Annotated in this window: 24 protein-coding genes; 18 read left to right on the top strand and 6 right to left on the bottom strand. The window is 35.5% G+C overall.

Annotation, left to right across the window (positions count from 1 at the left end; genetic code table 11):
* Positions 1 to 66 precede the first annotated feature (66 nt).
* The 3 genes from AC07XN_RS03930 (at position 67) to AC07XN_RS03920 (ending at position 4,026) form a co-directional block, all read left to right on the top strand.
* On the top strand, positions 67 to 1,716 hold the full coding sequence (locus tag AC07XN_RS03930; protein ID WP_494742093.1) for a fatty acid--CoA ligase: 1,650 nt from the start codon (positions 67 to 69) through the stop codon (positions 1,714 to 1,716).
* Positions 1,717 to 1,893: 177 nt separating this feature from the next.
* The gene (locus AC07XN_RS03925) at positions 1,894 to 2,490 is read left to right on the top strand and encodes a precorrin-2 dehydrogenase/sirohydrochlorin ferrochelatase family protein (protein WP_309913545.1); all 597 of its coding nucleotides are present in this window, start codon (positions 1,894 to 1,896) and stop codon (positions 2,488 to 2,490) included.
* A gap of 18 nt (positions 2,491 to 2,508) precedes the next feature.
* Positions 2,509 to 4,026, top strand: a complete 1,518-nt coding sequence (locus tag AC07XN_RS03920; protein WP_494742092.1) for an NAD(P)H-hydrate dehydratase — start codon at positions 2,509 to 2,511, stop codon at positions 4,024 to 4,026.
* Positions 4,027 to 4,164: 138 nt separating this feature from the next.
* Here AC07XN_RS03920 and feoB read toward each other — a convergent pair whose 3' ends face one another.
* Both feoB and AC07XN_RS03910 read right to left on the bottom strand, forming a co-directional pair.
* A complete protein-coding gene (gene feoB, locus AC07XN_RS03915; RefSeq protein ID WP_309913557.1) occupies positions 4,165 to 6,285 on the bottom strand; it encodes a ferrous iron transport protein B in 2,121 nt (706 codons plus the stop codon).
* A 151-nt stretch (positions 6,286 to 6,436) separates the two neighbouring features.
* Positions 6,437 to 6,655 carry a FeoA family protein gene (locus AC07XN_RS03910; protein WP_309913561.1) on the bottom strand — a complete coding sequence of 73 codons (219 nt, stop codon included), beginning with the start codon at positions 6,653 to 6,655 and terminating at the stop codon, positions 6,437 to 6,439.
* 266 nt (positions 6,656 to 6,921) lie between these two features.
* On the opposite strand from AC07XN_RS03910, the gene AC07XN_RS03905 reads away from it, so the two are divergent.
* The 7 genes from AC07XN_RS03905 (at position 6,922) to AC07XN_RS03875 (ending at position 13,755) form a co-directional block, all read left to right on the top strand.
* Positions 6,922 to 7,587, top strand: a complete 666-nt coding sequence (locus AC07XN_RS03905) for a heme exporter protein CcmB (protein ID WP_494742091.1) — start codon at positions 6,922 to 6,924, stop codon at positions 7,585 to 7,587.
* A gap of 203 nt (positions 7,588 to 7,790) precedes the next feature.
* A complete protein-coding gene (ccsA, locus tag AC07XN_RS03900; RefSeq protein WP_494742095.1) occupies positions 7,791 to 8,507 on the top strand; it encodes a cytochrome c biogenesis protein CcsA in 717 nt (238 codons plus the stop codon).
* A gap of 4 nt (positions 8,508 to 8,511) precedes the next feature.
* Positions 8,512 to 8,733 (top strand): CcmD family protein, encoded by a 222-nt coding sequence (locus AC07XN_RS03895; protein WP_309913571.1) that lies wholly within the window; start codon positions 8,512 to 8,514, stop codon positions 8,731 to 8,733.
* Between the two features lie 132 nt (positions 8,734 to 8,865).
* Positions 8,866 to 9,303, top strand: a complete 438-nt coding sequence (locus tag AC07XN_RS03890) for a cytochrome c maturation protein CcmE domain-containing protein (protein WP_309913574.1) — start codon at positions 8,866 to 8,868, stop codon at positions 9,301 to 9,303.
* A 132-nt stretch (positions 9,304 to 9,435) separates the two neighbouring features.
* Complete coding sequence (gene ccsA / locus AC07XN_RS03885) at positions 9,436 to 12,009, top strand: cytochrome c biogenesis protein CcsA (RefSeq protein ID WP_494742090.1); 2,574 nt, start codon at positions 9,436 to 9,438, stop codon at positions 12,007 to 12,009.
* Between the two features lie 74 nt (positions 12,010 to 12,083).
* On the top strand, positions 12,084 to 12,371 hold the full coding sequence (locus AC07XN_RS03880; protein ID WP_309913580.1) for a hypothetical protein: 288 nt from the start codon (positions 12,084 to 12,086) through the stop codon (positions 12,369 to 12,371).
* Positions 12,372 to 12,453: 82 nt separating this feature from the next.
* The gene (locus AC07XN_RS03875) at positions 12,454 to 13,755 is read left to right on the top strand and encodes a hemolysin family protein (protein ID WP_309913583.1); all 1,302 of its coding nucleotides are present in this window, start codon (positions 12,454 to 12,456) and stop codon (positions 13,753 to 13,755) included.
* Between the two features lie 5 nt (positions 13,756 to 13,760).
* On the opposite strand, the gene AC07XN_RS03870 is transcribed toward AC07XN_RS03875, so the two are convergent.
* Together AC07XN_RS03870 and AC07XN_RS03865 are read right to left on the bottom strand one after the other, a co-directional pair.
* The gene (locus AC07XN_RS03870) at positions 13,761 to 15,014 is read right to left on the bottom strand and encodes a chorismate-binding protein (protein WP_494742089.1); all 1,254 of its coding nucleotides are present in this window, start codon (positions 15,012 to 15,014) and stop codon (positions 13,761 to 13,763) included.
* 143 nt (positions 15,015 to 15,157) lie between these two features.
* On the bottom strand, positions 15,158 to 15,580 hold the full coding sequence (locus AC07XN_RS03865) for a hotdog fold thioesterase (RefSeq protein WP_494742088.1): 423 nt from the start codon (positions 15,578 to 15,580) through the stop codon (positions 15,158 to 15,160).
* Positions 15,581 to 15,728: 148 nt separating this feature from the next.
* Between AC07XN_RS03865 and AC07XN_RS03860 the strand changes: the two genes are divergently transcribed.
* The 4 genes from AC07XN_RS03860 (at position 15,729) to AC07XN_RS03845 (ending at position 19,205) form a co-directional block, all read left to right on the top strand.
* Positions 15,729 to 16,388: a histidine phosphatase family protein gene (locus AC07XN_RS03860; RefSeq protein ID WP_309913592.1), complete on the top strand. Its 660-nt coding sequence runs from the start codon at positions 15,729 to 15,731 to the stop codon at positions 16,386 to 16,388.
* 216 nt (positions 16,389 to 16,604) lie between these two features.
* Complete coding sequence (locus AC07XN_RS03855; protein ID WP_309913595.1) at positions 16,605 to 17,705, top strand: sensor histidine kinase; 1,101 nt, start codon at positions 16,605 to 16,607, stop codon at positions 17,703 to 17,705.
* A 54-nt stretch (positions 17,706 to 17,759) separates the two neighbouring features.
* Positions 17,760 to 18,497: a LytR/AlgR family response regulator transcription factor gene (locus AC07XN_RS03850; RefSeq protein WP_309913598.1), complete on the top strand. Its 738-nt coding sequence runs from the start codon at positions 17,760 to 17,762 to the stop codon at positions 18,495 to 18,497.
* Between the two features lie 60 nt (positions 18,498 to 18,557).
* Positions 18,558 to 19,205 (top strand): DUF3267 domain-containing protein, encoded by a 648-nt coding sequence (locus tag AC07XN_RS03845; protein ID WP_309913601.1) that lies wholly within the window; start codon positions 18,558 to 18,560, stop codon positions 19,203 to 19,205.
* A gap of 4 nt (positions 19,206 to 19,209) precedes the next feature.
* Here AC07XN_RS03845 and AC07XN_RS03840 read toward each other — a convergent pair whose 3' ends face one another.
* Together AC07XN_RS03840 and AC07XN_RS03835 are read right to left on the bottom strand one after the other, a co-directional pair.
* Positions 19,210 to 20,268: a response regulator gene (locus tag AC07XN_RS03840; RefSeq protein WP_494742087.1), complete on the bottom strand. Its 1,059-nt coding sequence runs from the start codon at positions 20,266 to 20,268 to the stop codon at positions 19,210 to 19,212.
* Positions 20,269 to 20,312: 44 nt separating this feature from the next.
* Complete coding sequence (locus AC07XN_RS03835) at positions 20,313 to 21,902, bottom strand: sensor histidine kinase (RefSeq protein ID WP_494742086.1); 1,590 nt, start codon at positions 21,900 to 21,902, stop codon at positions 20,313 to 20,315.
* A 158-nt stretch (positions 21,903 to 22,060) separates the two neighbouring features.
* Between AC07XN_RS03835 and AC07XN_RS03830 the strand changes: the two genes are divergently transcribed.
* The 4 genes from AC07XN_RS03830 to AC07XN_RS03815 all read left to right on the top strand — a co-directional run bounded on the left by AC07XN_RS03830 (position 22,061) and on the right by AC07XN_RS03815 (position 25,685).
* Positions 22,061 to 22,471 (top strand): hypothetical protein, encoded by a 411-nt coding sequence (locus AC07XN_RS03830; protein WP_309913610.1) that lies wholly within the window; start codon positions 22,061 to 22,063, stop codon positions 22,469 to 22,471.
* Between the two features lie 12 nt (positions 22,472 to 22,483).
* Positions 22,484 to 22,855 (top strand): hypothetical protein, encoded by a 372-nt coding sequence (locus AC07XN_RS03825; protein WP_494742085.1) that lies wholly within the window; start codon positions 22,484 to 22,486, stop codon positions 22,853 to 22,855.
* Between the two features lie 469 nt (positions 22,856 to 23,324).
* Complete coding sequence (locus tag AC07XN_RS03820) at positions 23,325 to 24,056, top strand: hypothetical protein (protein ID WP_309913616.1); 732 nt, start codon at positions 23,325 to 23,327, stop codon at positions 24,054 to 24,056.
* A gap of 33 nt (positions 24,057 to 24,089) precedes the next feature.
* On the top strand, positions 24,090 to 25,685 hold the full coding sequence (locus AC07XN_RS03815) for a hypothetical protein (protein WP_494742084.1): 1,596 nt from the start codon (positions 24,090 to 24,092) through the stop codon (positions 25,683 to 25,685).
* The last annotated feature ends 58 nt before the right edge of the window (positions 25,686 to 25,743 follow it).

The raw sequence follows: 25,743 nt of genomic DNA, 5'->3' as shown, positions 1-25,743 counted from the left end.
CCTTTGTATAATTATTAATAATTTTATATTTTTTATAAAAAAATTGTGATAACTCGACGATTTTAAATGAATATTCGCAAGTTGCCCTCAGCCAGTCACGCTTTTAAATATCCTTTATTGATTAAAAGTATCCTTGCTTATTCTACAATTTTGGAACCTCACAACGAAATTGTTTATAAGGACTCGTTACGATATAATTATTTCGAACTGAATCGAAGAGTTCGAAAACAAGCAAATGTTTTGAAAAACATGGGGCTGGATGGTGGCAAAACTGTTGCTGTCATGGACTATGATTCTCATAGATACTTGGAATGTTTCTTTGGTGTTCCGATGACAGGCAATGTATTACATACCATCAATTGGCGACTTTCACCTGCTCAGATATTATATACTATTAATCATGCTGAAGACGAAGTAATTATTTGTCACGCTGATTTTTTGCCACTTTTGGCGTCTTTAATTGATGAAATAACTACCGTTAAAAGTATTATTGTTTGTACTGATGACGGCGAATATATTAATAATACTTCGTTACCAATAATAGGCGAATATGAGGCTCTATTAGAAAATGCTGCTGATGAATATGACTTCGAGGACTTTGACGAAGATGCCGTAGCCACTACCTTTTATACTACAGGCACAACAGGCAATCCTAAAGGGGTGTATTTTACTCATCGACAGTTAGTGTTACATACATTATCCATCAGCGTAACATTCAGTGCGATTGCTGGTGCATGTCGTTTTAATAATACCGATGTATATATGCCACTTACACCCATGTTTCATGTACACGCATGGGGGTTTCCTTATGTCGCTACGATGTGTAATACTAAGCAAGTGTATGTTGGCAAGTTTGATCCTGAAATGGTATTGAAGTGTTTTGTAAAAGAAAAAGTTACCTTTTCACATTGCGTACCTACTATTTTACAAATGTTTGTCTCACATCCAGCTACTCAACAAATTGATTTATCTCAATGGAAAGTAGTCATTGGAGGTTCTGCTTTACCAGAGGCTTTGGCCAAAGCAGCTTTACAAAGAGGAATAGATGTAATTACGGGATATGGGATGTCTGAGACCTGTCCGATTTTATCAACAGTGTACTTGAACCCTGAAGATGCAAAAAATCCGGATATAGATTTCCAAGTGAAAGCCCGTACGCGTTCTGGAACGCCTGCTATTTTAGTTGATTTACAGTTGCTAACAGAGAACGGAAGCATTGCTAGTAAAGATGGAGAAACAATTGGGGAAATAACAGCAAGAACACCGTGGTTGACACAAGGGTATTTTAATGAACCCGAAAAGTCGGAAGATTTGTGGGAAGGAGGGTGGTTGCATACTGGCGATGTGGCTACAATGAATCAGCATCATTCATTGAAAATAACTGACAGAATAAAAGATGTGATTAAGTCTGGAGGAGAATGGGTAAGCTCTATCGCCTTGGAAAGCCTGATTGGCAAACATGAAGCTGTTCAGGAAGTGGCAGTAGTGGGGATTCCAGATACAAAATGGGGCGAACGCCCACATGCCATGATTGTATTGAAACAAGACCAAAGTCTGACAAAAGAAGAATTAAAGAATTTCTTGCAAAAGTATGTGGATGATAAAACAATCACAGCATGGACAATCCCAACATCGGTTGATTTCGCCAAGGCTATCCCGAAAACATCTGTCGGAAAAATTGACAAAAAAGTGATTAGGACTTTGTTGCCAATCTAAAGAAGAAAAATCTTTCATAACGATTTTTATATAAATGCTTGATTACTGAAACCTTGCTCGGATTCCGAGCAAGGTTTTTTGTTTGTATCTTCGCCTTTCAAATTGTTTATTAATAGCCATTGTTGGATATTAATTTTATATTTATAGACATTCTCATTCAATTATTCGAACAAATAGATGATACAAAATACTTCCATAAAAAACCGATTGTTTCCCGTTTTTCTTAAGTTAGAAGAATTGAATGTTTTGCTTGTGGGCGGAGGAAATGTGGGTTTAGAAAAACTTTCGGCGATGCTGAATAATAGTCCTGATGCTAAAGTAACTGTGGTGGGAACGATGATAAGACCCGAATTGAGAGAATATGCGCAGAGTTTTCCACAAGTAATTATAGAGGAACGGAATTTTGAGTATAATGATTTAGATAATAGAGATTTGGTGATTTTGGCAACGGATAACCCCGAATTGCATGCAAACATCAAACGTAGTACCGCTGAAAGACACATCTTATGCAATGTAGCAGATACACCAGCCCTTTGTGATTTTTATTTAGGGTCAATCGTACAAAAAGGAGATTTAAAAATAGGCATTTCGACCAATGGAAAATCGCCCACGATGGCAAAAAGGATGCGAGAGTTTTTAGATGATATTATTCCAGATGATATTCAACAATTATTGGACAATTTGCGAGAAATCCGAAAGTCAATTAAAGGCGACTTTCAAGAAAAAATTAGGGTGTTGAATGAAGTAACAGAAACAATGATTAATAAAAAGTAACTTATAGATAATAAATCAATGGAAACGCTTAAAATTCTTAATGCTAGTCAGATAAGAGCCTTGGATGCTTTTACGATACAAAAAGAAGGAATTTCTTCTATTGATTTGATGGAAAGGGCTTGTGCTACTTTTGTCAATTGGTTTGGTCAAAAATATTTTTTGAATACAAAATTGTGTGTCAACATATTTTGTGGCTTGGGGAATAATGGGGGAGATGGTTTAGCTATCGCTCGTTTATTAAAGCAACAGGGCTTTTGTGTAAAAGTTTTTGTCGTGCAATATACCGACAAAACAAGTGCTGATTTTGATATAAACCTGAAACGCCTTCAAAGTTTTGCTAAAGTTAATTTCATCAAGACCGTTAACGATTTTACGTTATTTTCTGAAATTCAACAAAATAACATTATCATTGATGCCCTATTAGGGGCTGGAATCAATCGGTGTGTTGAAGGAATCTTAAAAGAACTTATCAATACCTTAAATGAAACGCCAGCCATAAAAATTGCCGTAGATATTGCTTCGGGGTTGTTTATGGATAATGCAAATGATAAAGAAGATGTTATTTTCAAGCCTGATTTTACTGTTACTTTTCAGTTGCCCAAATTGGCATTGATGTTGCCTCAGAATTATGAATTTGTAGGTGAATGGGAAGTACTTGACATTGGCTTACATGAGCAAATGATTAATGAACTCCCATCTTATTATTTTTATACAGCGCAAATTTTTCCTAAGCATCGCCAAAAATTCTCTCACAAAGGCACTTATGGACATAGCCTGATATTGGGAGGATCAAAAGGAATGATGGGAGCCGCCATTTTATCTGCTAAGGCTTGTTTGCGTTCGGGTGTTGGTAAACTTACTTGTTATGTGCCAGATATAGCTTATACAATAATGCAAGTTTCTGTGCCAGAAGCTATGACGCTAACTACTTCAGATGACTTGGATTTTATTTCAACACACTTTACCGAAAAAGATTTCGAACACTATCAAGCTATTGCTATTGGTCCGGGTATCAGCACACACCCAGATGTTTATAAAATGTTGGAAAGCGTAATAATCGCCGCTACCAACAAACCAATGGTCATTGATGCTGATGCCTTGAATTTACTTGGAACTGAAGAGGGCAGAAGTTTATTTAAACAATTGCCTCCTAATACTATCTTGACACCCCATCCCAAAGAGTTTCAAAAATTATTGGGATTGACATGGAAAGATGATTATGACAAGCTGAGCTTACTGCAACAGTTTGCTAAAAAGCATCAAATATTTGTAGTATTAAAGGGTTATCAAACGGCTGTTGCTACTCCCGAAGGAGATGTTTATTTTAATTCAACAGGCAATGCAGGCATGGCAACTGCTGGAAGTGGGGATGTGTTGACGGGTATTATTGTAGCATTATTGGCACAAGGGTATTCAGCCAAAGAAGCGGCTATTCTAGGCGTTTTTAAACATGGCGAAGCAGGAGATTTAGCAGCGAATAGTCGTGGACAAATGGCTATGATTGCGAGTGATATTATTGATAACTTGAGGTGGTGAGGTAATAGTTGTGAGTTAGTGAGGGTAGAGTTGAGATATTTTATAGATTAACAAGTTATCAGTAATTTCAAAATTTTGCCAACAAAAAAAGGCAAACCTAAGCTTGCCTTCTATCAATATTTTTAACGATTGACGTTATTATTTCAATACCTGATAAACAATAAATGCTGAAATGTAAGCAAGGCCAGTCATATAGAATAATTGAATGGCTGGGTATTTCCATGATTTAGTTTCGCGATAAGTAATTGCGAGCGTACTCATACACTGCATCGCAAAGGCATAAAAAATTAATAGTGAAAAGCCCAAAGCTGTATCATACATGGGTTTACCCGTTTCAGGATTGATTTCGGCACGCATTCTGTTCATTACCGTAGCGTTTTCATCATCTACTTCGCCACCTAAACTATAAATGGTTGACATCGTACCGACGAATACTTCACGCGCAGCAAAAGAGGTGATTAAGGCAATCCCAATTTTCCAATCATATCCCAAAGGCTTAATCACTGGTTCAATTACTTTACCAAAAACACCAGCATAAGAATTTTCTAATTTCTGAGAAGCTATTTTATTCTCCAACTCAATACCCGTCAATGTTGGGTTTTCTGCTTTTATTTTAATTTCAGCTCGTTCAATCGCATCACCCGGTCCATAACTTGCTAATACCCAAAGGACGATTGAGATAGCCACGATAATTTTACCAGCTTGAAAAACGAAAGCTTTAGTAGAATTCCAAATTGTTATGGCAACATGTGAAAACCTAGGCCCTTTATAAGAAGGCAATTCCATAATGAAGTAGCTTCTTTCTTTTACCTTTAAAAGTAGCTTCATAATCCAAGCCGAGACCAATGCAACAAAGAAGCCTAATAAATACAAAGCAAACAAGGCTACCCCTTGTAAATTGAAAATACCAAATAAGGAACTCGTTTCTGGCACCACAAGGGCAATCAACACGGTATAAATTGGTAAACGTGCCGAACACGACATTAAAGGCGTTACCATAATGGTAATCAGTCGGTCTTTCCAAGAGCTAATACTACGCGTACTCATGATAGCTGGTACCGCACAAGCAACCCCTGAAATTAAAGGCACAACCGATTTCCCACTCAAACCGAATCTACGCATGAGTTTATCCATGATAAACATTACCCTCGACATATAGCCTGTTTCTTCTAACATTGAAATAAAGAAGAACAAAAAAGCAATTTGAGGAATGAAAATCAACACGCCACCGATACCCGAAATCAATCCGTCGGTGAGCAAATCGGTTAGTTTAGAATCAGGAAGTTCTGCTTTGAGAAACTCGTTGAGTGAGGCTATGCCTCCATCAATCAAATCCATCGGATAAGTTGCCCAAGTAAAAATGGCTTGGAAGACGATAAATAGAATGGCTAAGAAAATGAAATAACCCCAAAAACGATGCAAGAATATTTTATCAAGGCGGTCTGTCCAAGTATTGATAGGGTCTTCTTCAACTGGCATTTCATGTAAGCAGTTATCCACAATTTCATTCAATTGTGCATACCTTGCCATAGTTTCCTTTGACTGCGCCTCTTGGGTTTTCCAACCATACTTTGTTTGCAGTTCATCAAAGCCTACTCTTTGTTGGGTATTGAATTGCCTTAAATTATCATGTTCTGAAAGCCAGAGTAAAGCATGATAATCGTCAGTATCGCCATATTTCTGTTTGATTTCGTCAACCAATTCACTTGAATAAGTCATTGGTAGGGTATCATTAGAATTATAGCCAGATGCCAATGTTTTATTCACCGCCAAACGTAAACCGTTTAATCCAATGCCTTTTTTAGCATTCACTTCGGCAATTTCAACATTCAACTCACGTGCTAATTTTACAGAATTAATTACAATTCCTTGATTTTCAGCAACATCAATCATGTTTAGCGCTAGTACAGTAGGAATTCCCAAATCACGTACTTGGCTAAAAAGCAATAAATTACGCTTAAGGTTGGATGCATCCACCACAACAATGGCTAAATCTGGATAGTCGGGATGTTTTGGGTTAGCCAAAATATTGATAACTACTTGTTCATCCACAGATTTAGGATAAATACTATAGATACCTGGCAAATCCAGAATTTCAGCATCATCCCCACTTTCTAATTTCCATTTACCAATTAGTTTGTCCATCGTCACCCCAGGAAAATTACCTGTTTTCTGACGAAGGCCAGTTAGCGAATTAAATAATGATGATTTCCCAGCGTTTGGATTACCGATGAGAGCTATTTTTGGAGATTTTTTCAATTTTTTAAATTAAATTAACGGCAATTTTTTGAGCGAACTTCATATAAAGAGGCTTTAAGCTCAGTAATTGAGATGATGACACTGATTTTTTGCAGTTTTTGATAATTGCCTTTTCATACAGAAACACACAAATACCATCTTTCAATTACTGTTAAGCAACTACAATCGTCGAGGCCTCATCTACTCTCATCGAAAGTACATACCCAGAAACCTTAACAGCAATAGGGTCACCAAAAGGAGCAATATGTGTCATGGTTACTTGTGTGCCGGGTAAACAACCCATTTCAAGTAATTTTAAGGACAACCCTTCGTCTGTAAAATTAACGATAATTCCTCTTTCTCCTATTTGTAAATCTGCAATGGTTTTCATGGGCTTTATTTATCAGTACTCAACTGAATAGAAATTCAATTCTAAAAACAGAATCAAATGGTCAATTTCATGTAATCTTGAAATGATTTATTTAGACTTATTCTAAAACAAATGCAAATTAACAAAGAGTTCCTTCATTAGAAACAATTAATGACTAAAATCATTTTGGAATGTCAAAATATTATTTTGTTTCATGACCAAGCGTTTTGTTTGTGTCGTAACTTTGCAAAAAAATACGCAAAATAGACAATTGCTTATTCCGTAGCATGTATAAAGAGATTAAAGCTTTAATAGAAAAGGAAATTACGCTTGAACTAAGACAAAAATATGCGCTTAATGGCATGCTGTTATATATTGTTAGTACAGTGTATGTTTGTTATTTGTCTTTTCGGATGAAAGCTAATCAAATCGATAAAATTACGTGGAATACGCTGTTTTGGATTATTTTATTATTTACAGCAATGAATGCCATAGCCAAAAGTTTTACCCAAGAGCGATATGGAAGGCTTTTGTATTACTATACTTTGGCTAGCCCCGTAGGTATTATTATTTCCAAAATTGTTTATAATACTCTTTTGATGTTAGTATTAGCGTTGGCGGGTTTTGGGGTATATGCTGTAGTGATGGGTAATCCAGTAGAGGATATACCACTGTACTTAGCAAGTATAGTATTGGGGGCAGTAGGTTTTTCGAGTACACTAACTATGATTGCTGGTATTGCATCTAAAGCAGAGAACAGTGCTACCTTGATGGCTATCCTTAGTTTCCCTGTAATACTACCAATGCTATTAATGTTATTGAAAATATCTAAAAATGCTTTGGATGGCTTGGATAGAGCAAGCAGTTTAGACGAAGTATTGATGCTGTTGGCGATAGATGCCATTGTATTGGTATTAAGTGTTATTCTTTTTCCTTTTTTGTGGAGGAGTTGATTGTGCTAGACTTTAGGACTTGAAGATTTTTGGACTTTAGGATGTTAGACACTAGATTTTAGACTTTAGATACTAGACACTACAAGATAGAAAGTAGTATAATAAGTAAGATAGACGAGTAAGAATTAATAAGTATATAAAAGATTGATGGTAATATATTAGGTAAATGGAGGTGCGAAAAATGCTAAGTAACGGGTCAGCGAATTATTCAAAACTCATCACTCACAATTCATCACTCTTACCAATCACAAATAAGTATAATGAAACAAAACTGGTATAAAATCTTGGCCGTTGTGCTATTGGCCTATGTAGTAATTTGGGGATTTCTAGGACGTATCCCTAGTCAGCCGATACTTCACGAAACCGCTCGCAATCTTTATTTTCATGTGCCTATGTGGTTTGCAATGTTTGCTATGCTAGGTGTTTCGGTATGGAATTCTATCCAATATCTTCGTAATCCTTTAATGAGTTTTGATGATAAAGCATCTGAATATGCCAATACGGGGATTGTCTTTGGGATTGTTGGTATCGCAACAGGCAGTATTTGGGCAAGATATACTTGGGGTACTTGGTGGACAAATGATGTGAAATTGAATGGAGCTGCTATTGGACTGTTAATCTACTTCGCTTACATTATCCTCAGAGGTTCTTTTACAGATGAACAACAAAGGGCAAGGATTTCAGCAATTTATAACATCTTTGCGGTAGCTTTGTTGATTCCCTTATTGATTATTTTACCAAGAATGACAGATTCTCTGCATCCTGGAAATGGTGGAAACCCAGGTTTTAAACCAATGGATACGGAACATACAATGAGAATCGTTTTTTATCCTGCCTGTATTGGCTGGATTTGTCTGGCTTTTTGGATTACCAGTTTACGATTAAGAATTAGAAAATTGATAGCATTGAATCAAGATTAGAAATATGAAAAAATCACTTTCGTTAATTATTTGCTTACTGATTTCTGTAAGCCTTTTTGCTCAGGATAATGCCGCAGGAGAACCTGAAATGGCCGATAAATTATTTGCTGACGGTAGAATTTATGTAGTAGTAGCAGTCGTTGCAACCATTTTTGCTGGAATTATTGTTTACTTAATAAATCTTGATAGCAAGATTACTAAGCTAGAAAAACAACTTAAAAAATAGCAGTGAGCTTTGAGCTATAAGCTTCAAGGTTTTTAGGAATGAGTAATAGATAAGTTAGATGTTGGCTTGCCAATGTGATTGTCAGCCCAATCACTAACTCACAATTCACTCAATCACTAACTATAAACAAATATGAAAAAGACTCATATCATCGGACTTATCGTAATTGCTATTGCAGTTGCCATTCTTGTTTCAACAGGTACAGAAGCAAGTACTTATGTTGATTTCTCTGTAGCTGAAAATATGGCTAAAGCAGGAGACAATGACCAAGTACACGTAGTTGGGAAATTAAAAAAAGACGCTTCTGGTAATATTCAAGATTTGGTTTATAATCCTGTATTAGATGCCAACCATTTAGAGTTTATGCTTATTGATAACAATGGTCGTGAACAAAAAGTAATCTATAATGCCCCTAAACCACAAGATATGGGCAGAGCAGAGCAAATGGTAATTATCGGGAATATGGATGGCAATGTGTTTAAATGTGAGAAAATTCTGCTAAAATGTCCTTCAAAATACCAAGATGGCAAAGTAGAATTTAAAGAAGCAAAACCCGAAAAACAGTCATAATTCTCTTGATATTAAAATAGCTTTCAGCCATCAGCTTTAGGTTATCCGAACATTGCGATAGCAACTTTATCAACGATTTTGGAGTGGGTATTTAGGTCTATTCAACCCTACTCCAAAATCCCAATTCCCTTTATGTTACATACAACCATCGGAAATATTGGTCATTTGTTTATTATTTTGTCCTTTGTGACATCATTAATTTCAACAATTGGCTACTTCAAATCAGTACAAACGACTGATTTATTACAGCAAGCTTCTTGGAAACGCTTTTCGCGTTTTGCTTTTTATATCCACGGGGCGGCAGTTGTAGGAGTTATAGCAGTCTTGTACACCATTATTTACAAGCATTATTTTGAATACCACTATGCGTGGTCACACTCATCAAAAGCGCTACCCGTTTATTATATTGTTTCTTGTTTTTGGGAGGGTCAAGAAGGTAGCTTTTTGCTTTGGATATTTTGGCATGCCGTATTGGGTGTCGTATTAATCAATACCAATAAACATTGGGAAGCGCCCGTAATGGCCATATTTGGGGCAGTACAGGTGTTTTTATGTTCTATGATTTTAGGCGTAGTATTGCCGTTGATTGATTTAAAAATAGGTTCGTCTCCATTTTTATTAATGCGTGAAGCCATGCCCGACCTACCAGTATGGGCGATGAAGCCAGATTTTATACCCGAAGATGGTAACGGTTTGAACCCATTACTTCAAAACTATTGGATGGTTATTCACCCACCAACCCTGTTTTTAGGTTTTGCTACTACCTTAATTCCTTTTGCTTATGCTATTGCGGGGCTTTGGAGAAAAGAGTTTAGTGAATGGATTCGTCCAGCTTTACCTTGGGCTTTAGTATCGGCCTTGGTATTAGGCGTGGGTATTATTATGGGGGGCTATTGGGCTTATGAAACCTTGAATTTTGGAGGATATTGGAACTGGGATCCTGTTGAAAACGCTTCGTTTGTGCCTTGGTTAGTATTAATAGCAGCCATTCACTGTATGATTATCTACAAAAATAATGAAGCTGCCCTTCGTACCTCTTTTATCTTGGTCGTAGCAACATTTATCTTGGTTTTGTATTCAACCTTCTTGAATAGAAGTGGTATTTTAGGAGAAGCATCTGTTCACTCATTTACTGATTTAGGGCTTTCTGGTCAGTTATTGATTTATATGTTATTCTTCTTGTTCGTGGCAGTGGTATTGCTAATCATCCGTTGGAAAGAAATTCCATCAGATGATAAAGAGGTAACAACATACAGCCGTGAATTTTGGATTTTTATGGGTGCTACTACGCTTTGCTTGTCGGCTTTCCAGATTATTGCCGCTACATCATTGCCAGTGTATAATAAAATTGTTGAAGGCTTAGGGTTTGTTTCAAAACTAGCACCACCCGCAGATGCACCAACCTATTATTCTAAATTTCAATTATGGTTTGGCGTAGGCATTGCTGTTTTCTCTGGGATTGGCCAAGCATTTTGGTGGAGAAAAATCAAGAAAGAGACGCTTAGTAAACATTTACTTACACCACTTTTGTTGAGCTTAGTGTTAACATTTGTAGCGATATTTTTTACAGCTAAAACACAAGTCGGAGATTTTTTCAGTACGCCAACTTATATTACCTTATTGTTTGGGGGCATTTTCTCTATCATCACCAATGGAAGTATTCTGTTAGATATTTTCAAAGGAAATTATAAATTATCAGGCGGAGCAGTTACGCATATTGGCGTAGCTATGATGCTGTTAGGAATCTTGTTTTCTTCGGGTTATTCAAAAGTGGTGTCTATCAATAATAGTGGTTTTGCTATTTCTGAAAAAGATGAAGCCTTTACAAAAGATAATGACAAAGAGAATAAAGAAAACGTCATTCTGTGGTTAAATACACCGTCTGAAATGAGTGATTATACACTTACTTATAAAGGTGTAAGGGTAGAAGGACGAGAACTGCCTGAATACCTTCATCCGAAACAAGTAGAGTTAATCGAGAATGATTTCCATGCCGTAGCTTTAGAAGACATCGTTCAACAAGGAAAGAAATACTATTCAGCGGGCGATACTTTACCAGTTTTCCCTGAAAATAAATTCTATGAGATTGATTTTAGAGACAAAGAAGGGAAAATAACAACACTATATCCAAGATTTCAGATTAATAAAAAAATGGGTAATGCACCATCGCCAGCCTTGAAACATACGATTGGCGGTGACCTTTACACTTATGTAGCATTAGCCCCAAATTTGGAAGAAAAGGAGTGGAGTAAAACAGAAAACTTTACCGTAGCACTAAAAGATACTTTCTTCTTGAACGACTACGTGGCTGTGTTAGACCAAGTAAAGCGTGTAGATACGTATGAAGGCAAACCTTTAGGTCCTAACGACGCAGCCGTACAAGCTACGATTAAAGTAATGGGCAAAGACTTTAGACCTTATGAAGTAAATCCTATATTCGTGATAAAAGAAGGGTTGGTGGCAATGCCTTCGATAGAAAATGATGAAATCGGGGTAAGAGCTAAATTTACAAATATCGACCCTAAAACAGGTCAGTTTGGTTTTGCTATCAATACTACTCAACGAGATTTTATTATCTTAAAAGCTATCAAAAAGCCATTAATCAACCTACTTTGGTTAGGTACTTTTGTATTGATTATAGGCTTTGTAATGGCCATTATCAGAAGATACCGAGAGTTTAAATTAATGAGAGATAAAGGTTTTTAAGTGACAAAGGTTAACGCTTGGAGATTTAACATTGAAAAGCGTTAGCCTTTAATATATTAACATTTAAGATTATCATGAGTAAGAAAGAAATACTTCTCCTTTTCGCAGCCATTGGCTTTATCATCATGTGGATATTAGATTTACGTGCTGGTTTACCCGCAGGGCTAGAGCCTACCTTCTGGAATAAAATATTTTATCATTATTCATTCTTAATGTTTGCGATGGTTTGTTTGTTTTATTTCCAATATACCAAGCAAGTTCGCTTGAAGAAAGAAGAGGAAGAAGCAAAAAATAAACCTGCCGAAAAGCCTAAAGATGATAAACAAGCCCAAAGAAAGGCATTAATGAAAGGGAAAAAATAAGTGATTTTTAAAGAATTCTTTCTATATTTGAAAAAGAAATAACAATTCTGTTAGGTATATCTCTAAGCTCCTAACCCAAAATATGGACTCCCAACAAGCACTAAGTATAATTATCGCCATTATAGCCTCGGCATTTTTTTCAGGGGTAGAAATGGCCTTCGTATCTGCCAATAAACTGTACTTTGAACTCCAAGCAAAACAAGGAGTAATCACCGGTCAGATTATCTCAAATTATCTTAAAAATCCTTCAAAATTTATCGGTACTATGCTTATCGGAAATACGCTTTCCTTGGTGGCCTATGGTATTTTTATGGAAGGATATTTACATCATGAAATAGAAGCCTATTTGCCCATTTCGGGAATAGCGGCTGGATTAATAGCGTCTTTTATTGGTACTATCATCATTTTAGCTACGTCTGAGTTTACGCCCAAAAGTATTTTTTTATTAAATCCTGATGGATTTTTAGAAGTACTAGCTATCCCAATTCTGATTATTTATACGTTGATGTACCCATTAGTTTGGGCAATAGTAGGGTTGTCTAAATGGTTCATTAACAATGTGTTACGATTGGAGTATTCAGAAGAAAGACCAGCTTTTGGTTTGACTGATTTGAATAATTATTTACAAAACCTTAATCGAAAAATATCAACAGAAGAAGAAGCGGAGGTTGATACAAAGATTTTCAATAATGCCCTTGAATTCAAACAAGTACGTGTCCGCGACTGTATGATTCCAAGAACGGATATTGTAGGAGTGGATATCGAAGGGGGTATTGAGGAATTGAAAAAAGTATTTGTAGAAAGTGGGCATTCAAGAGTACTTATTTACAAAGAAACGATGGAGGATGTATTGGGTTATTGCCATTCTTTGGCTTTGTTTAAAAAACCCAAAGAAATTCAGAGTATTCTTACGCCTATTCCTATTGTGCCAGAGGCTATGCCTGCCAAAGATTTATTATTCCGATTTTCTAAAGAACATAAATCGTTAGCTTTGGTAGTGGATGAATTTGGAAGTACTGCTGGTTTAGTAAGTATGGAGGACGTAATGGAACAGATTTTCGGTGAGATTGAAGACGAATACGATGATAATGAAAACCTTACCGAAAAGCGAATTGAAGAGAAAACCTATTTGCTTTCGGCAAGATTAGAGATAGACTATTTGAACGATAAATATGACTGGAATCTTCCAGAAGGGGATTATGATACCCTAGGCGGAATGATTATTAGCATTAACGAGGACATTCCAGAGATTAATGAAACAATCATCCTACACCCATTCAACTTTCAAATCATTGAAATGACAGATGCTAGAATTGATATTGTTAAGTTGATGATTATAGGAGATATCGAAAAGAAATCAGAATCTTTTACGATGAAACACTAGGTCATCTATAAGATTACATTCATTAAAGTCTGGCTTTTCATTTCTGTTTCGTACCATTCTTTCACAGGGTTAGAATCTGACGTGATGCCACAGCCTGCAAAAAAAGTAGCGTGATTTCCTTGAATTTTTACTGTTCTAAGGTTGACAAACAGATGACTTTCGTCTTTGATATTTACAGGACCTAGAAAACCACTATAAAATTCGCGATGGTGGAGTTCTGTTTCAGCAATCAAACGCAAGGCTGGTTCTTTGGGCATTCCGCAAACAGCCGAAGTAGGATGAAGTAATTCAAGCATGACAGTGCCTAATTGTGGAAAATTTAGCGCTTTCGTATCAACTTTAAAGTCGGTTCGTAAGTGCATCAAATTCCCAGCCTGTACAGTTTTAGGGCCGCTCTCACAATATTCTCTCAATCGAATTTTCTTGAAACATTCAATCACATACCTGCTTACAAAGGCTTGTTCTTCAATTTCTTTATGAGACCAACGAATGCTGATGGGTGAAAGCATCTCACCGTTATCACCAATGGCAGATTGAGTACCTGCTAAAGACATCGTTTTAAAAATGCCTTGACCATCTACGCTTACTAAGGTTTCAGGCGTAGCACCTAGCCAAATAGCCTCAAATTCTGGTAAATAGACTAAAGAAATGAAGGCATTTGGATAGGCTTTGCACAATTTCTGGAAAGCATCAATAATTTCAAAACTTTCGGGCAAAGTAACGTTTTTAGTTCTTGATAAAACTACTTTTTGCATTTCACCATTTTCAATGGCTATAATAGCTTTGGAAACCATTTCTGCAAAAATCATTTCATTATATAAGCCACCGTTCCATTTTTCTAAGCTACTGTCTAATGAATGCTTAGGGCTTATATCCTCCTCTTGTTTCGCCGCCGAAGGTTCTATTGTTTCTTCGTCTGAATAATGTAGGTATTTTTTTTCAAAGATTGCTGCTTCTAGGGTTTTGCCTTTGATGTCATCTTCTATCTCGTGATTATTGGTATCAAAACGATAATATAGGTCACCTTTAAGGAATAAAGATTCACCCTGAAAAGGACTCATGACAAAGCCCGCCGGTAATTCATCTAAGTCTGTTTTTTTTCGCTGAGTACTCCCAGAAAGATCAATGATAAGTTGTTTCTCGGTAGATTGTGGCAATTGCCATAATGCCATAGGAAAACCTTCTGAAAAAGCCGTTTGCCAGAGTTTTGCTAATTTGTTTGTTTGTTGTAAAATATGAAATTCCGAAGTCGGGGTCATATCCAGAAGTTTTTAGTGATGTATTATTGATGTAAAAATAACATCTTGTATAGTAATGAGGTTTCAGAAAACTTAAAATTTTCGCGATATTTTATAAGATGTTGATTATTAGTAATTTGTATTTTATTGATATGCTTCCACTATCAACGTTTTTCAATAATGGCGGTTGTCAGTCTACTAGCACATACTAAATCTCCTTTTTCATCGGTTATTTTTATATCCCAAACGTGCATAGTTCTTCCGATTTTCAAAGGGGAACATTTTGCATAAACATAGCCCTCACGTGCAGACTTTAAGTGGTTCGCATTGATTTCAACTCCTACTGCAGCAAACTTATTATGATCCTCCAAAACCATCCATGAAGCAATACTTCCTAATGATTCTGCTAATACTACTGAAGCCCCCCCATGCAATAATCCCATAGGCTGTTTGGTTCTTTCATCAACAGGCATTTTAGCACAAATATAAGTATCGGTAATTTCAGTAAATACGATTCCTAAGTTGCCAACCATATTACCTGTACTTCTTTCATTAAGTTGTTCGAGTGTATAGGATGTTTTTATCATGTTAGATGGTATGAATTATGTTCAAAAACTGTATTTTTGCGGGAAATTAGTCAAAGTAAATTATTATTTTATTGATTAACTTTATAAAATTTGAAAAAAGGCGTGAAATACTTTATTAAGATTGCCATAAATATAATCCTTCAAATCAATGTCTAACGACCAATCAAAAACTCCAAAAGTTAAAACCATTTATTTAATCCGTCATGGAGAAACAGACTTCAACCGTCAGGGAATAGTTCAAGGCAGTGGTGTAGATTCTGATTTGAATGAATTAGGACAAGCGCAGGCTGAAGCTTTCTATCAAAAGTATCAAGACATTCTTTTCGATAAAGTGTATACTTCTGCTTTAAAGAGAACCCATCAATCGGTAAAAAAATTCCTTGAAAAAGGGCTACCATGGGAACAACACGAAGGACTCAACGAAATAAGCTGGGGAGTACGTGAAGGAAAAGTGCCTAATGATATTGATAACGAATATTATAAAATATTAATAGACGGTTGGATTAATGGAAAGGTAGATATGCCTTCTGAAGGAGGTGAAAGTCCACTAGATGTACTAACTCGCCAGAAGCCCGTGATAGATTTGATTATATCGCGCTCAGAAGAAGAAACAATTTTGGTAGCCATGCACGGCAGGGCTATTAGGATAATCCTGACATTGTTGCTTGAACGCGAACTACATGAAATGGATACGTTTGAACATGCTAACCTTTGTTTATACAAACTTACTTATGATTATGAACAAGGTAAGTTTTCTGTAGAATTAGAAAATGACCTTTCACATCTAGACGACCTAATCGTTGAATAAAATCATTCAGGGAAATATGGCGTTAAAATACTTCAACACATATTTCCCTGAAATCTTCATTTCTTCTTTTATCCGTTTATCATCCCCACCTTCCGTTTACTGAATAATTCCATTGCTTTTTATTACATTGCCTTAATTTGTTATAAAAAAGGATAGAAGAAACGGTGGTAAATAAATTTATACGCTTTTATTTGAAGTGTATTTGAATAGATTAATATGTCTAGAGCTAAGTTATATTGGATTCTGCAAGTATTCGGCTGGTCAGCTTGGTTGGCCAACGAGGCCTTGATTTATTCGAATGATTTCGGTTGGTCTTTAGATTGGTTCGTGGCAGCATTATTAAATGTTGTTGTAGCCATTATAATTACACATAATTTCAGGAAAGTAATAAAAAAATACGGATGGGTAGAATTGCCAATAGATAGAGTAATCCCACGCATATTGATAGCGGTAGGGTTTATGTCGTTTTTTATGGCATTTGTAAACATTCCTTTAGATTCTTATCTATTGCGAGAAGAAGAAGGCCGAAACCTATGGTCGTTCTTTTTTGTCATGCAATTCATTTTTAGCTGGGCAAAGCCATTAATGATTTGGACGTTGTTTTATTACGCTTCACACTACTTTGAACGGAAGTCGGAAGTGGAAGTAGATAAAATACGGTTAGAATCATCGGTAAAAGAAACAGAATCGAAAGTATTAAGAGCGCAGATGAATCCGCATTTTATGTTCAATGCTTTGAATAGTATTCGTGCGTTGATTCTGGAAGAACCTGACAAAGCCCAGAAAGCGGTCACGCAATTATCCAATATCCTGAGAAGTTCTTTATTGGCAGATAGAAGAAAAACTGTTTCGCTGTCGGAAGAGCTAAGAACTGTTGACGATTACTTAGCTTTAGAGAAAATAAGATACGAAGAACGGCTGCAAATCAGAAAGAATGTTTATCCAGATACCATGCATGTGCAAGTTCCACCAATGTTATTACAAACGCTGGTAGAAAATGCTATCAAGCATGGCGTATCAAAGCCTGTGAAAGGAGGATTCGTAAGCTTGGAAGCAAAATTGGTGGGAAAGAATCTACTGATTATTATTAGTAATACGGGTATTTTAGAAACGACAGAATCAGGAGGCTTTGGACTAGAAAACACTGCCCACAGGTTAGAGTTATTGTTTGGTCCTGAATCTAAATTTAGAATTTATCAGGCTTCCAAAGAGGTAGTAACAGCCGAAATTACGATACCGATACCCTCAGTAGAACCAGAAAAAGACACACCGTTTTCAAAAATAACCAATATTGTAAAACCCAAAGTGACAATCTAATGTATGATTAGTTATAAAGGATAATACCGCTAATCAGAAACCATAAAATTAAATATGAAGGCTATTATTGTTGATGACGAACGTTTGGCAAGAAACGAATTAAAACGCTTGCTAGAGAATTTTCCTAAAATTAATATCGTTGGCGAAGCTGCTAATGCTGATGAAGCAGTAGTGCTTATTGACGAGGTACACCCAGATTTATTATTTCTGGATATTCAAATGCCAGGCAAAACGGGCTTTGATTTGCTAAGCGACCTTGAAGGAAATGTACCAGAAGTGATTTTTACGACGGCCTACGACGAATATGCTATTAAAGCCTTTGAATTTAATGCCCTAGATTATCTACTAAAACCAATAGAATTACACAGACTTAGCGAGGCAATTCAGAAAGTAGAGGAGGAGTTTGACCGCCAAAAGCAACTTACAGAAACTGTAAAAGATAATACAATCGTATTAACAGAAAACGACCAAGTATTTGTAAAAGATGGTGAAAAATGTTGGTTTGTTCGTTTAGGGAATGTGCGCTTGTTCGAGTCGATGGGGAATTATGTAAGGTTGTATTTTGATGACCAAAAGCCATTGGTGTTAAAATCATTGAATGCCTTGGAAGATAGATTAGACCCAAAGACCTTCTTCAGAGCCAACCGTAAACACATTATCAATTTAAAATACATTCAGAAAATTGAGCCTTGGTTCTCAGGAGGATTACAAGTAACCTTACGAGAAAGCGGAGATAAAATCGAAATTTCGAGACGACAAGCCATTCGATTTAAAGAATTATTAAGTTTATAGACATTGATATGTTCATTAATTACAAAAGTTACCGTAATTGATGAACATATTTTTTTTGACATGAAAAAGCCAAGTATTGCTCAACTGCATAATCCTAATAATTTTTCACTGATTGAATCCTTTAGGATTGAAGAGATGATGAAGTTTTTGATGAGAGAGTTAGGAGTCAACCCTAATAGCTCGAATCAAACAAAAAAACCTCTTGCTCAAAAAATCTTTTTTGTGGTATTATTATTTATAGCAGGCGGTGCTTTCGGATATGTTATTGGTAAGCAGATCGGGCAAGCCAAAGTTGATGTTTGGCAAATAGCAGCAGCATTCCCAGTGTTAATATTTATTTTGTTACCAATTCACGAAGGCATTCATGGATTAGTATTTAAAATATTGGGTGCTGAAAAAGTAGGATTTGGCTGGACACCCAAAAGTCTGATGGTGTATGCTTATGCCCAAAAATTTGTGATGAGTCTAAAAGAAAACGCCATCGTGGCTGTAATGCCTTTCCTAGTAATTTCTTTGGGATTGATAATAGCCTTGGTCTTTATTCCTAGCTACAAGGTGTTGATTATTACAACTTTAATATTGCACACGTATGGCTGCTTGGGTGATTTTATCTTGATTAGGTATTACATGAAAAATCGCCATAAAGAAATGTTCACTTATGACGATATTGATGAGGAGGGAATGTCTTATTTTTTTGAAAAAGACTGATGGCTTACCCCCTAAGGTTAGCCAACTTGTATTCTTCAAGAATGGTGATTTCACTACCATTTACTTCAATAAGTTTATCAGATTTAAAGTCGCTCAGTGTTCTGATAAGCGATTCTGTAGCAGTACCCACTACCGACGCTAGGTCGTCTCTGGAAATTCGGATTGAAAATTTATCTTGCTGTTCAGTTTTATATTTTTTAGACAGCATGACTAATGCATCAGCAGTACGCTTTCGCAAAGAATTATATGCCATTTGAGTTAAGTGCTTTTCTTTCTCGTGGATATCATTAGCCAACATTTTAATGAATTTGTTAGCAACAGACTGGTTTCTGGTGATTAATTCTAAGAAATCATTTTTAGGAATACCGATAATTTCACAATCTTCAAGGGCTTCTGCTGATTCTTGGTATTCACTACTTTCTATGATGGCGATATGACCGAAAAAATCACCCGAATTGTATAAGCCAGTTACAAACTCTTTCCCATCACGATTAGACTGGTATGTCTTTATTTTGCCCGACTTTAAAAAGTAAAATTTAATAGGCTCATCGCCTTCTGTATAGATGATTTGCTTCTTTTTAATATTCGATATTTTTCTGTCTTTAGAAAGAGAATTAATATCAACATATTCACGTGCTTGCTGATAAAGTTCTTCTATTTCTGATGCTGTATTTTTAAAAGACTTCGTAAGGTTGTCTATTTTCTTTAACCTACTTTCTACAGCATTCAAAAGCTCGATTTCCTGAAAAGGTTTTGTTAGATAATCGTCAGCACCCATTTCCATGCCTTTTCGATGATCCGAGCGTTCAGCTTTGGCAGTTAAAAAAATAAAGGGAATATTTTGCAGGTCTGGATTTTGACTAAAAATGTGCAATACGCCATATCCATCTAAAATAGGCATCATAATATCGCAAATTACTAAATCTGGCTTCACTTTCTGGGCAAGCTCAACCCCAGTTTTCCCATTTTCAGCTGTATGAACATTATAACTAGCAAGTTCTAATATCTCAGCAGTGGTTTCTCTGATGTCATCACTATCTTCGATAAGTAGGATTGTTTTCATATATTTTAATAATTAAGAATTTTTTAATAATGGGTGGGTTAAAATTATAAATCAAACTTAATACTAAAAGTTGTTCCGCGATTAAGTTTACTTTCTACAAATACTTGTCCACCAAGCAATTCCGTATATCGTGCTACAATGTGTAAACCCAAACCAGTGCCTTGGATATTTGTTACGTTGGCACCTCTGAAAAAGCGGTCGAATAAATGTTTTTGATCTTCCTCGGAAATACCAATGCCTTGATCGGATACTTTAAGGATAAGCATTTTTTCAAGTTTTTCAGTAGATATACTTATCGTTGAATTTTCATTTGAAAACTTCACGGCATTAGAGCCTAAATTAATAATGATTTTCCTGAACAGCGATTTATCCAAACACACAGTAGTATCACCAATATGCTGATAATCTATCTGCTGGTTTTTCTTGAGCATATTTTTCAGATCGCGAAGGCTTTCATCAACTAGTGCTGGCAATTCAAAATTAGCCAATTTCGCATTTACTTTTCCTTCTTCTAGTTTGCCAACAGAAAGGAATTCTTCTAGTATATCCGTCAAATTGCCAACAGCATTCATGATTCGCTGTGTATGGCGTTCTCTTTTGTCTTGTTCTTCCGTTTTAACATATTTCTCAATTAATGAAGCCGCCGAAAGGATGGCTGTAAGAGGTGTTCTAAATTCATGCGACGCCATCGAAACAAACCTTGATTTTAGCTCGCCCAATTCTTTTTCTTTGTTAAGGGCAACTTCAAGCTCTTTTTTAGATTGTTCTAAGTTCTTCAACGTTTCAACCAAAGCGTTCGTGCGATTTACTACTTCTTTTTCAAGACTATTATTCAGTTTTTGTATTTCAGTAGTTTTTATTAATAAATCGGTCTCGGCTTTCTTCTTGAACGTAGCATCATTAATAAAAGAAATATAATAAGGTTTGCCACCAGATTTAAAATGACTTAAACTAATCTCTACGGGGAAAAGTGTACCATCTTTCTTACGAGCTTTTAAGTCAAGCCCAATACCCATAGGTCTTGACTGTGGCTTGTGTGTATAGTTTTCGTATGTTTCCCGATGCTTCTCTCTAATATTATGAGGAATCAATACTTCTAGTAATTGTCCTTCTAATTCACCCGTTTCATAGCCAAATATTACATTGGCAAAACGGTTTGATAAAATAATCTTGCCTTCACGGTCAACCATTATTAGCCCAATAGCAGCATGCATGAATAATGCTTCAAAACGGTTGTTATCGTCCTCTAATTGTTGTTCAGCATTTTTTTGATAGGTAGTATCATTGATTCTGACCAAGTAATACTCATGGCCTTCACTTTCAAATATTGAAATTTGAAGAGTTCCCCAAAACTGAAGCTTGCTTGATGTTTCAAAGAGCGTTTCTTCAATCCTTGTTTGCTTAGTTTTTAATTGGTGATATATTTCGTTATAATTTTCTAGGTTCAGTTTGTCTTTTCTAAACCCTTCTGGATACTTCTGTGTAAATTCTTCTATGTCTGTAGCTTCAAACATATTTAAACCTACTTTATTAATGAATGCATACCGATGGGTAGTGATATCGTAGATACCCATAAAGGTTGGTGTATCTTCTAGAATTGATTTTAAAAGTAGGTTGTTGATAGGGAAGTCCATAATTATATATATTATTAATGATAAAGGTACAAATTAGACAGCTATATACCCAAGAAACTTGATATATGTCAGTTACCAATATGATTCTAATGATAGTTAAAACCCTAAAAGTTAAAGAAATTTATGATATAAATATTTAATAATCAAATTGATGAAATATGAATAATATAAAAACTAACATTTATGATACCCAAGTATTTAAATATGGGGTTTATCATAAAGAAAATATCAAATGGTTACAGAATTTAGCCTTTTATCGGGAAGAATTAGCATACTTTTATACCCTGATTGACGAAGTCAAATCAAAAAATACTTTATTAGAAGTATTAAATCAAGTTTTTGTTTTTGAAACAAGATGGCAAAACTTACATAAAGAATCTGATGAATTAGTACACTTAATCAATCAGGAGCAATGGGGTTTTGAAGACGATGCACTGGGTAGAGAATTTTTATTAGGAGAAGAGATTTATGACCAACATTATACACTTCGCGAACGTTATCAAGTTTTTGAGAAAGAGTTTATTCATACCAAAAATGATTTTTATAAGTGTTTATCAAAAATCCTTTAATCCCAAATAGTTATGAAATTTGAAGTATGTCACCATGAAAACAATAAATGGATAGAATCATTGGCTTTTTTTGCTGATGAAGTGAAGTACTTCCAAACGCTTCTTGAAGAGGTTAAAAGTAAAAATACTGAGGAGGAATTAGTAAAAGAAGTAGGGAAGCTCCATGAACGATTCCGACATATTAATGAAGTAAGTGAAAATTTACTAATTGGTATCAAAACTCAAGAAAAGTCTTTTGTAGATTATGCACAAAATAAGCGTTTTCTATTTGACGAACAAATGGAGCTAATTCATGAACGCCAAAGATCGGCATTCGAAATGCTTGAAAAAGACTTCAATTTCACTAAGCATCATCTGTATCAATTTCTCAGCAAAGTGCTATAACTAAATGCTGATTTTAATTAAATTTTGCTAGGAGCTTACTTCTTATTGGTAAGCTCCTATTTGTTTTTAATAGGCAATCCATAAAGCTTTATCAATGATGTTTTTTAAAATGTATACTATTTATTGATATTAATGAAGTATATTTAGAAACTATTCATGCAGGACGCCCCAGTTGGATGAAATAAATCCCGGGTTTTTTATAAAATTCAAAAAAATAAGGATAAAGTTATGTTTTTGAATTCTTCCACTAAATCATCATTCTATTAAAAATCAAGCAGATGAAAATAAACTAATATTTTCATCTTGTCGAATATGTATTTATATTTATTGAAAAAAAACAAAATAATAAAAATAAAATTATATTTTTGATTTTTTGTAAGTATGGTACATCACAGGAACATATGTTTTTCAAATCCTTATTATTCTAATTAAATTAAATATTAAAACTAAATCATATATTTTTAAACTAATGAAAAAGCTCTTCTACTTTTTGCTGACATTTGGCATAACCACCCATGTAATTGCTCAATCATCCCCGTCTCAGACGCCACCGATTTTAACGGAACATATTTATGGAAAAAACTCTATAGGTATTCAGTTCGGAACAATGGGGTTTGGCGCTGAAGTTGCTCAAGCACTTAAACGAGACAATTCTGTAAACCTTAGAGTTGGCTTTAGCTACTTAGATGTAAGTATGTTTGTAACCCCACCTATAACGGTTTCGCTAGGAGATGGTGCTTCTGACCTTGATATTTCTCCGAAAGTTAAATCGCTTCAAATAGATGCACTTATTGATTTTCATCCGTTCAAGAGAAAATCATTTAAGTTGGTAGGAGGTTTAGCTTATGGTACTGGAGATTCGGAGGTGATGGCAGAACCAACTGTCAAAACAGGTAAGTTTAAATTTGCATCAGATTTTGAAATAGATGCACAGGATTTTGGGAAAGCAAATTTGAAAGTTACAGGCAATAAAATCCGTCCTTATTTAGGAATAGGTTTTGGACGTGCAATTCCTAAAAGTAGAGTAGGTTTTGGTTTTGAGATGGGTGCTTATTATTCTGGTTCGCCTAAGTTAACGCTAGACCGTTCTGGTGTGGTTGAAACATTGGTTACGGATGCTAATATTTTAAGTATTGAGAACAACGTGAAGAACTACGCATTTATTCCTAAATTATCTTTTACTGTTAGAATTAAACTATAATAGTACTGTACTTAACTCAAATGACATCACACAATGAAAAAATATATTACTTACGCACTACTTCTTTTTGCTTGCATCGCTATAAGCTATTCCTGTACTCCACCTTTAGAAGGTGTAAAATTCAAATTTCCTGACGCTGTAGTAAGCACTAGTATTATCGTTCAATATTCGCAGGCGAATGATAACTTAGGGGAATTACCAAGCACCATAGATGTGCATATTGCAGGAAGTGACTCTGCAAAAATTGTAGATAGCTTTAACAAAAAAGTGTTTAAACCTAAGAATGGTATCATGATTCTGGCATTAAAACCTGGAACTACCGCCAGCACTACGGCGCCAGTTAAATTTACGATTGTAACAGCCGTAGATGGATATTTAAAAGAGATAACTCCTGTAGAAATTACAAGTAATACTGACCAAAAGGTAATTGTTAAGCTTACTAAAATTGCTACGCCACCTACAGGTACTACGGTAATTCAAAAAGAAGAGGATGCTGATAATACAGGGAAAACTACGAAAGCTATTCAGATAACTACACCAGCATTAGCAGGTAGTAGTCATTCCGCTACATTAACCGTTGGCGCTGGAGTAACTTTGAAAGATGGAGCGGGCGTTCCGGTAGGAGGTAAACTGAATGTTGTGCTCGTACAGATAGATCCACAAAAGGCTAGTGTAATTGTTAATAAGCAACAAAGTGGGATGAAAGTTGTGGATAAAAACGATAATGTAATTCCAAACTTTAGTATTAATCCTATTTCGGCAGTAAGTGCTGTGATTTCTAATGAAAATAGTCAGAAGGTAAAAACTTTTTCATCACCGATTGAAATCAAATTCCAGTTTGGAGTAGGTACTAAAAACTCAGCAGGACAAGATATTAAAGAAGGAGATGTATTAAACTTTGCTAGTTATGATGCTGATGCCAAAACACTTAAATATGAAGGTACTGCTACTGTGAAGAAAAATGGAAGTGTTTTAGAATTTGTGGCTTCGGTAAACCATTTGACTGAATTTTATTGCGGAGATTTATTATCTGAATGTTCAAACCTTAAACTGAATGTATTAAGTGATCCTTTGTATACAGGAGAGACCGTTAAAACGACTGTAGTAGATAACAGTGGAAGAATTTTATTTAATGAATCGCATGGCTTAGGGATAACCTTGAATTGTAAACTTTTTGTACAAGGTCAAATAGGAGGTAATACCCCAACATCTTCTAACTTAACTATTACTACTACAAGTATTACAGGCAAAGTATTATTTACTAAATCTTTGAATGTAAGTTGTACCAATGTAAATGCTGTGACAAATGTTGATGTTACGTTAGTAAGTCCTATCAACTATGTTAAAATAACGATTACTCCTAAGTGTGATAATGGTTATCCATTCAAGATTGGGGATGTTCAAGCGGCGGCAGACTTAAAAGATGGAAAAGGATATACAAGTATAGGTACATTGAAGGCAACGGCTGATAATAAATTGGTAGCTCAATCAACTTTATTAGTCAGAGGAGAAAAGTATAATTTTATGTTTAACCTTGGTGGTATCTGGTATTATCAGAACGATTTGTGGATAGATAATTCTGCGGAATTGAACTCGACTTTTAGCTTACCATCATTTTTATGTAAGTAAGTAAAAAGTAAGCTATTAACAAAAAGGCTTCCGAATTCGGAAGCCTTTTTCATATATC

The sequence above is a fragment of the Arcicella sp. GW458-12-2-14-TSB2 genome (assembly GCF_059423785.1).
The sequence above is the reverse complement of the archived record's forward strand: the minus strand, read 5'-3'. Positions and strand labels throughout refer to the sequence as shown.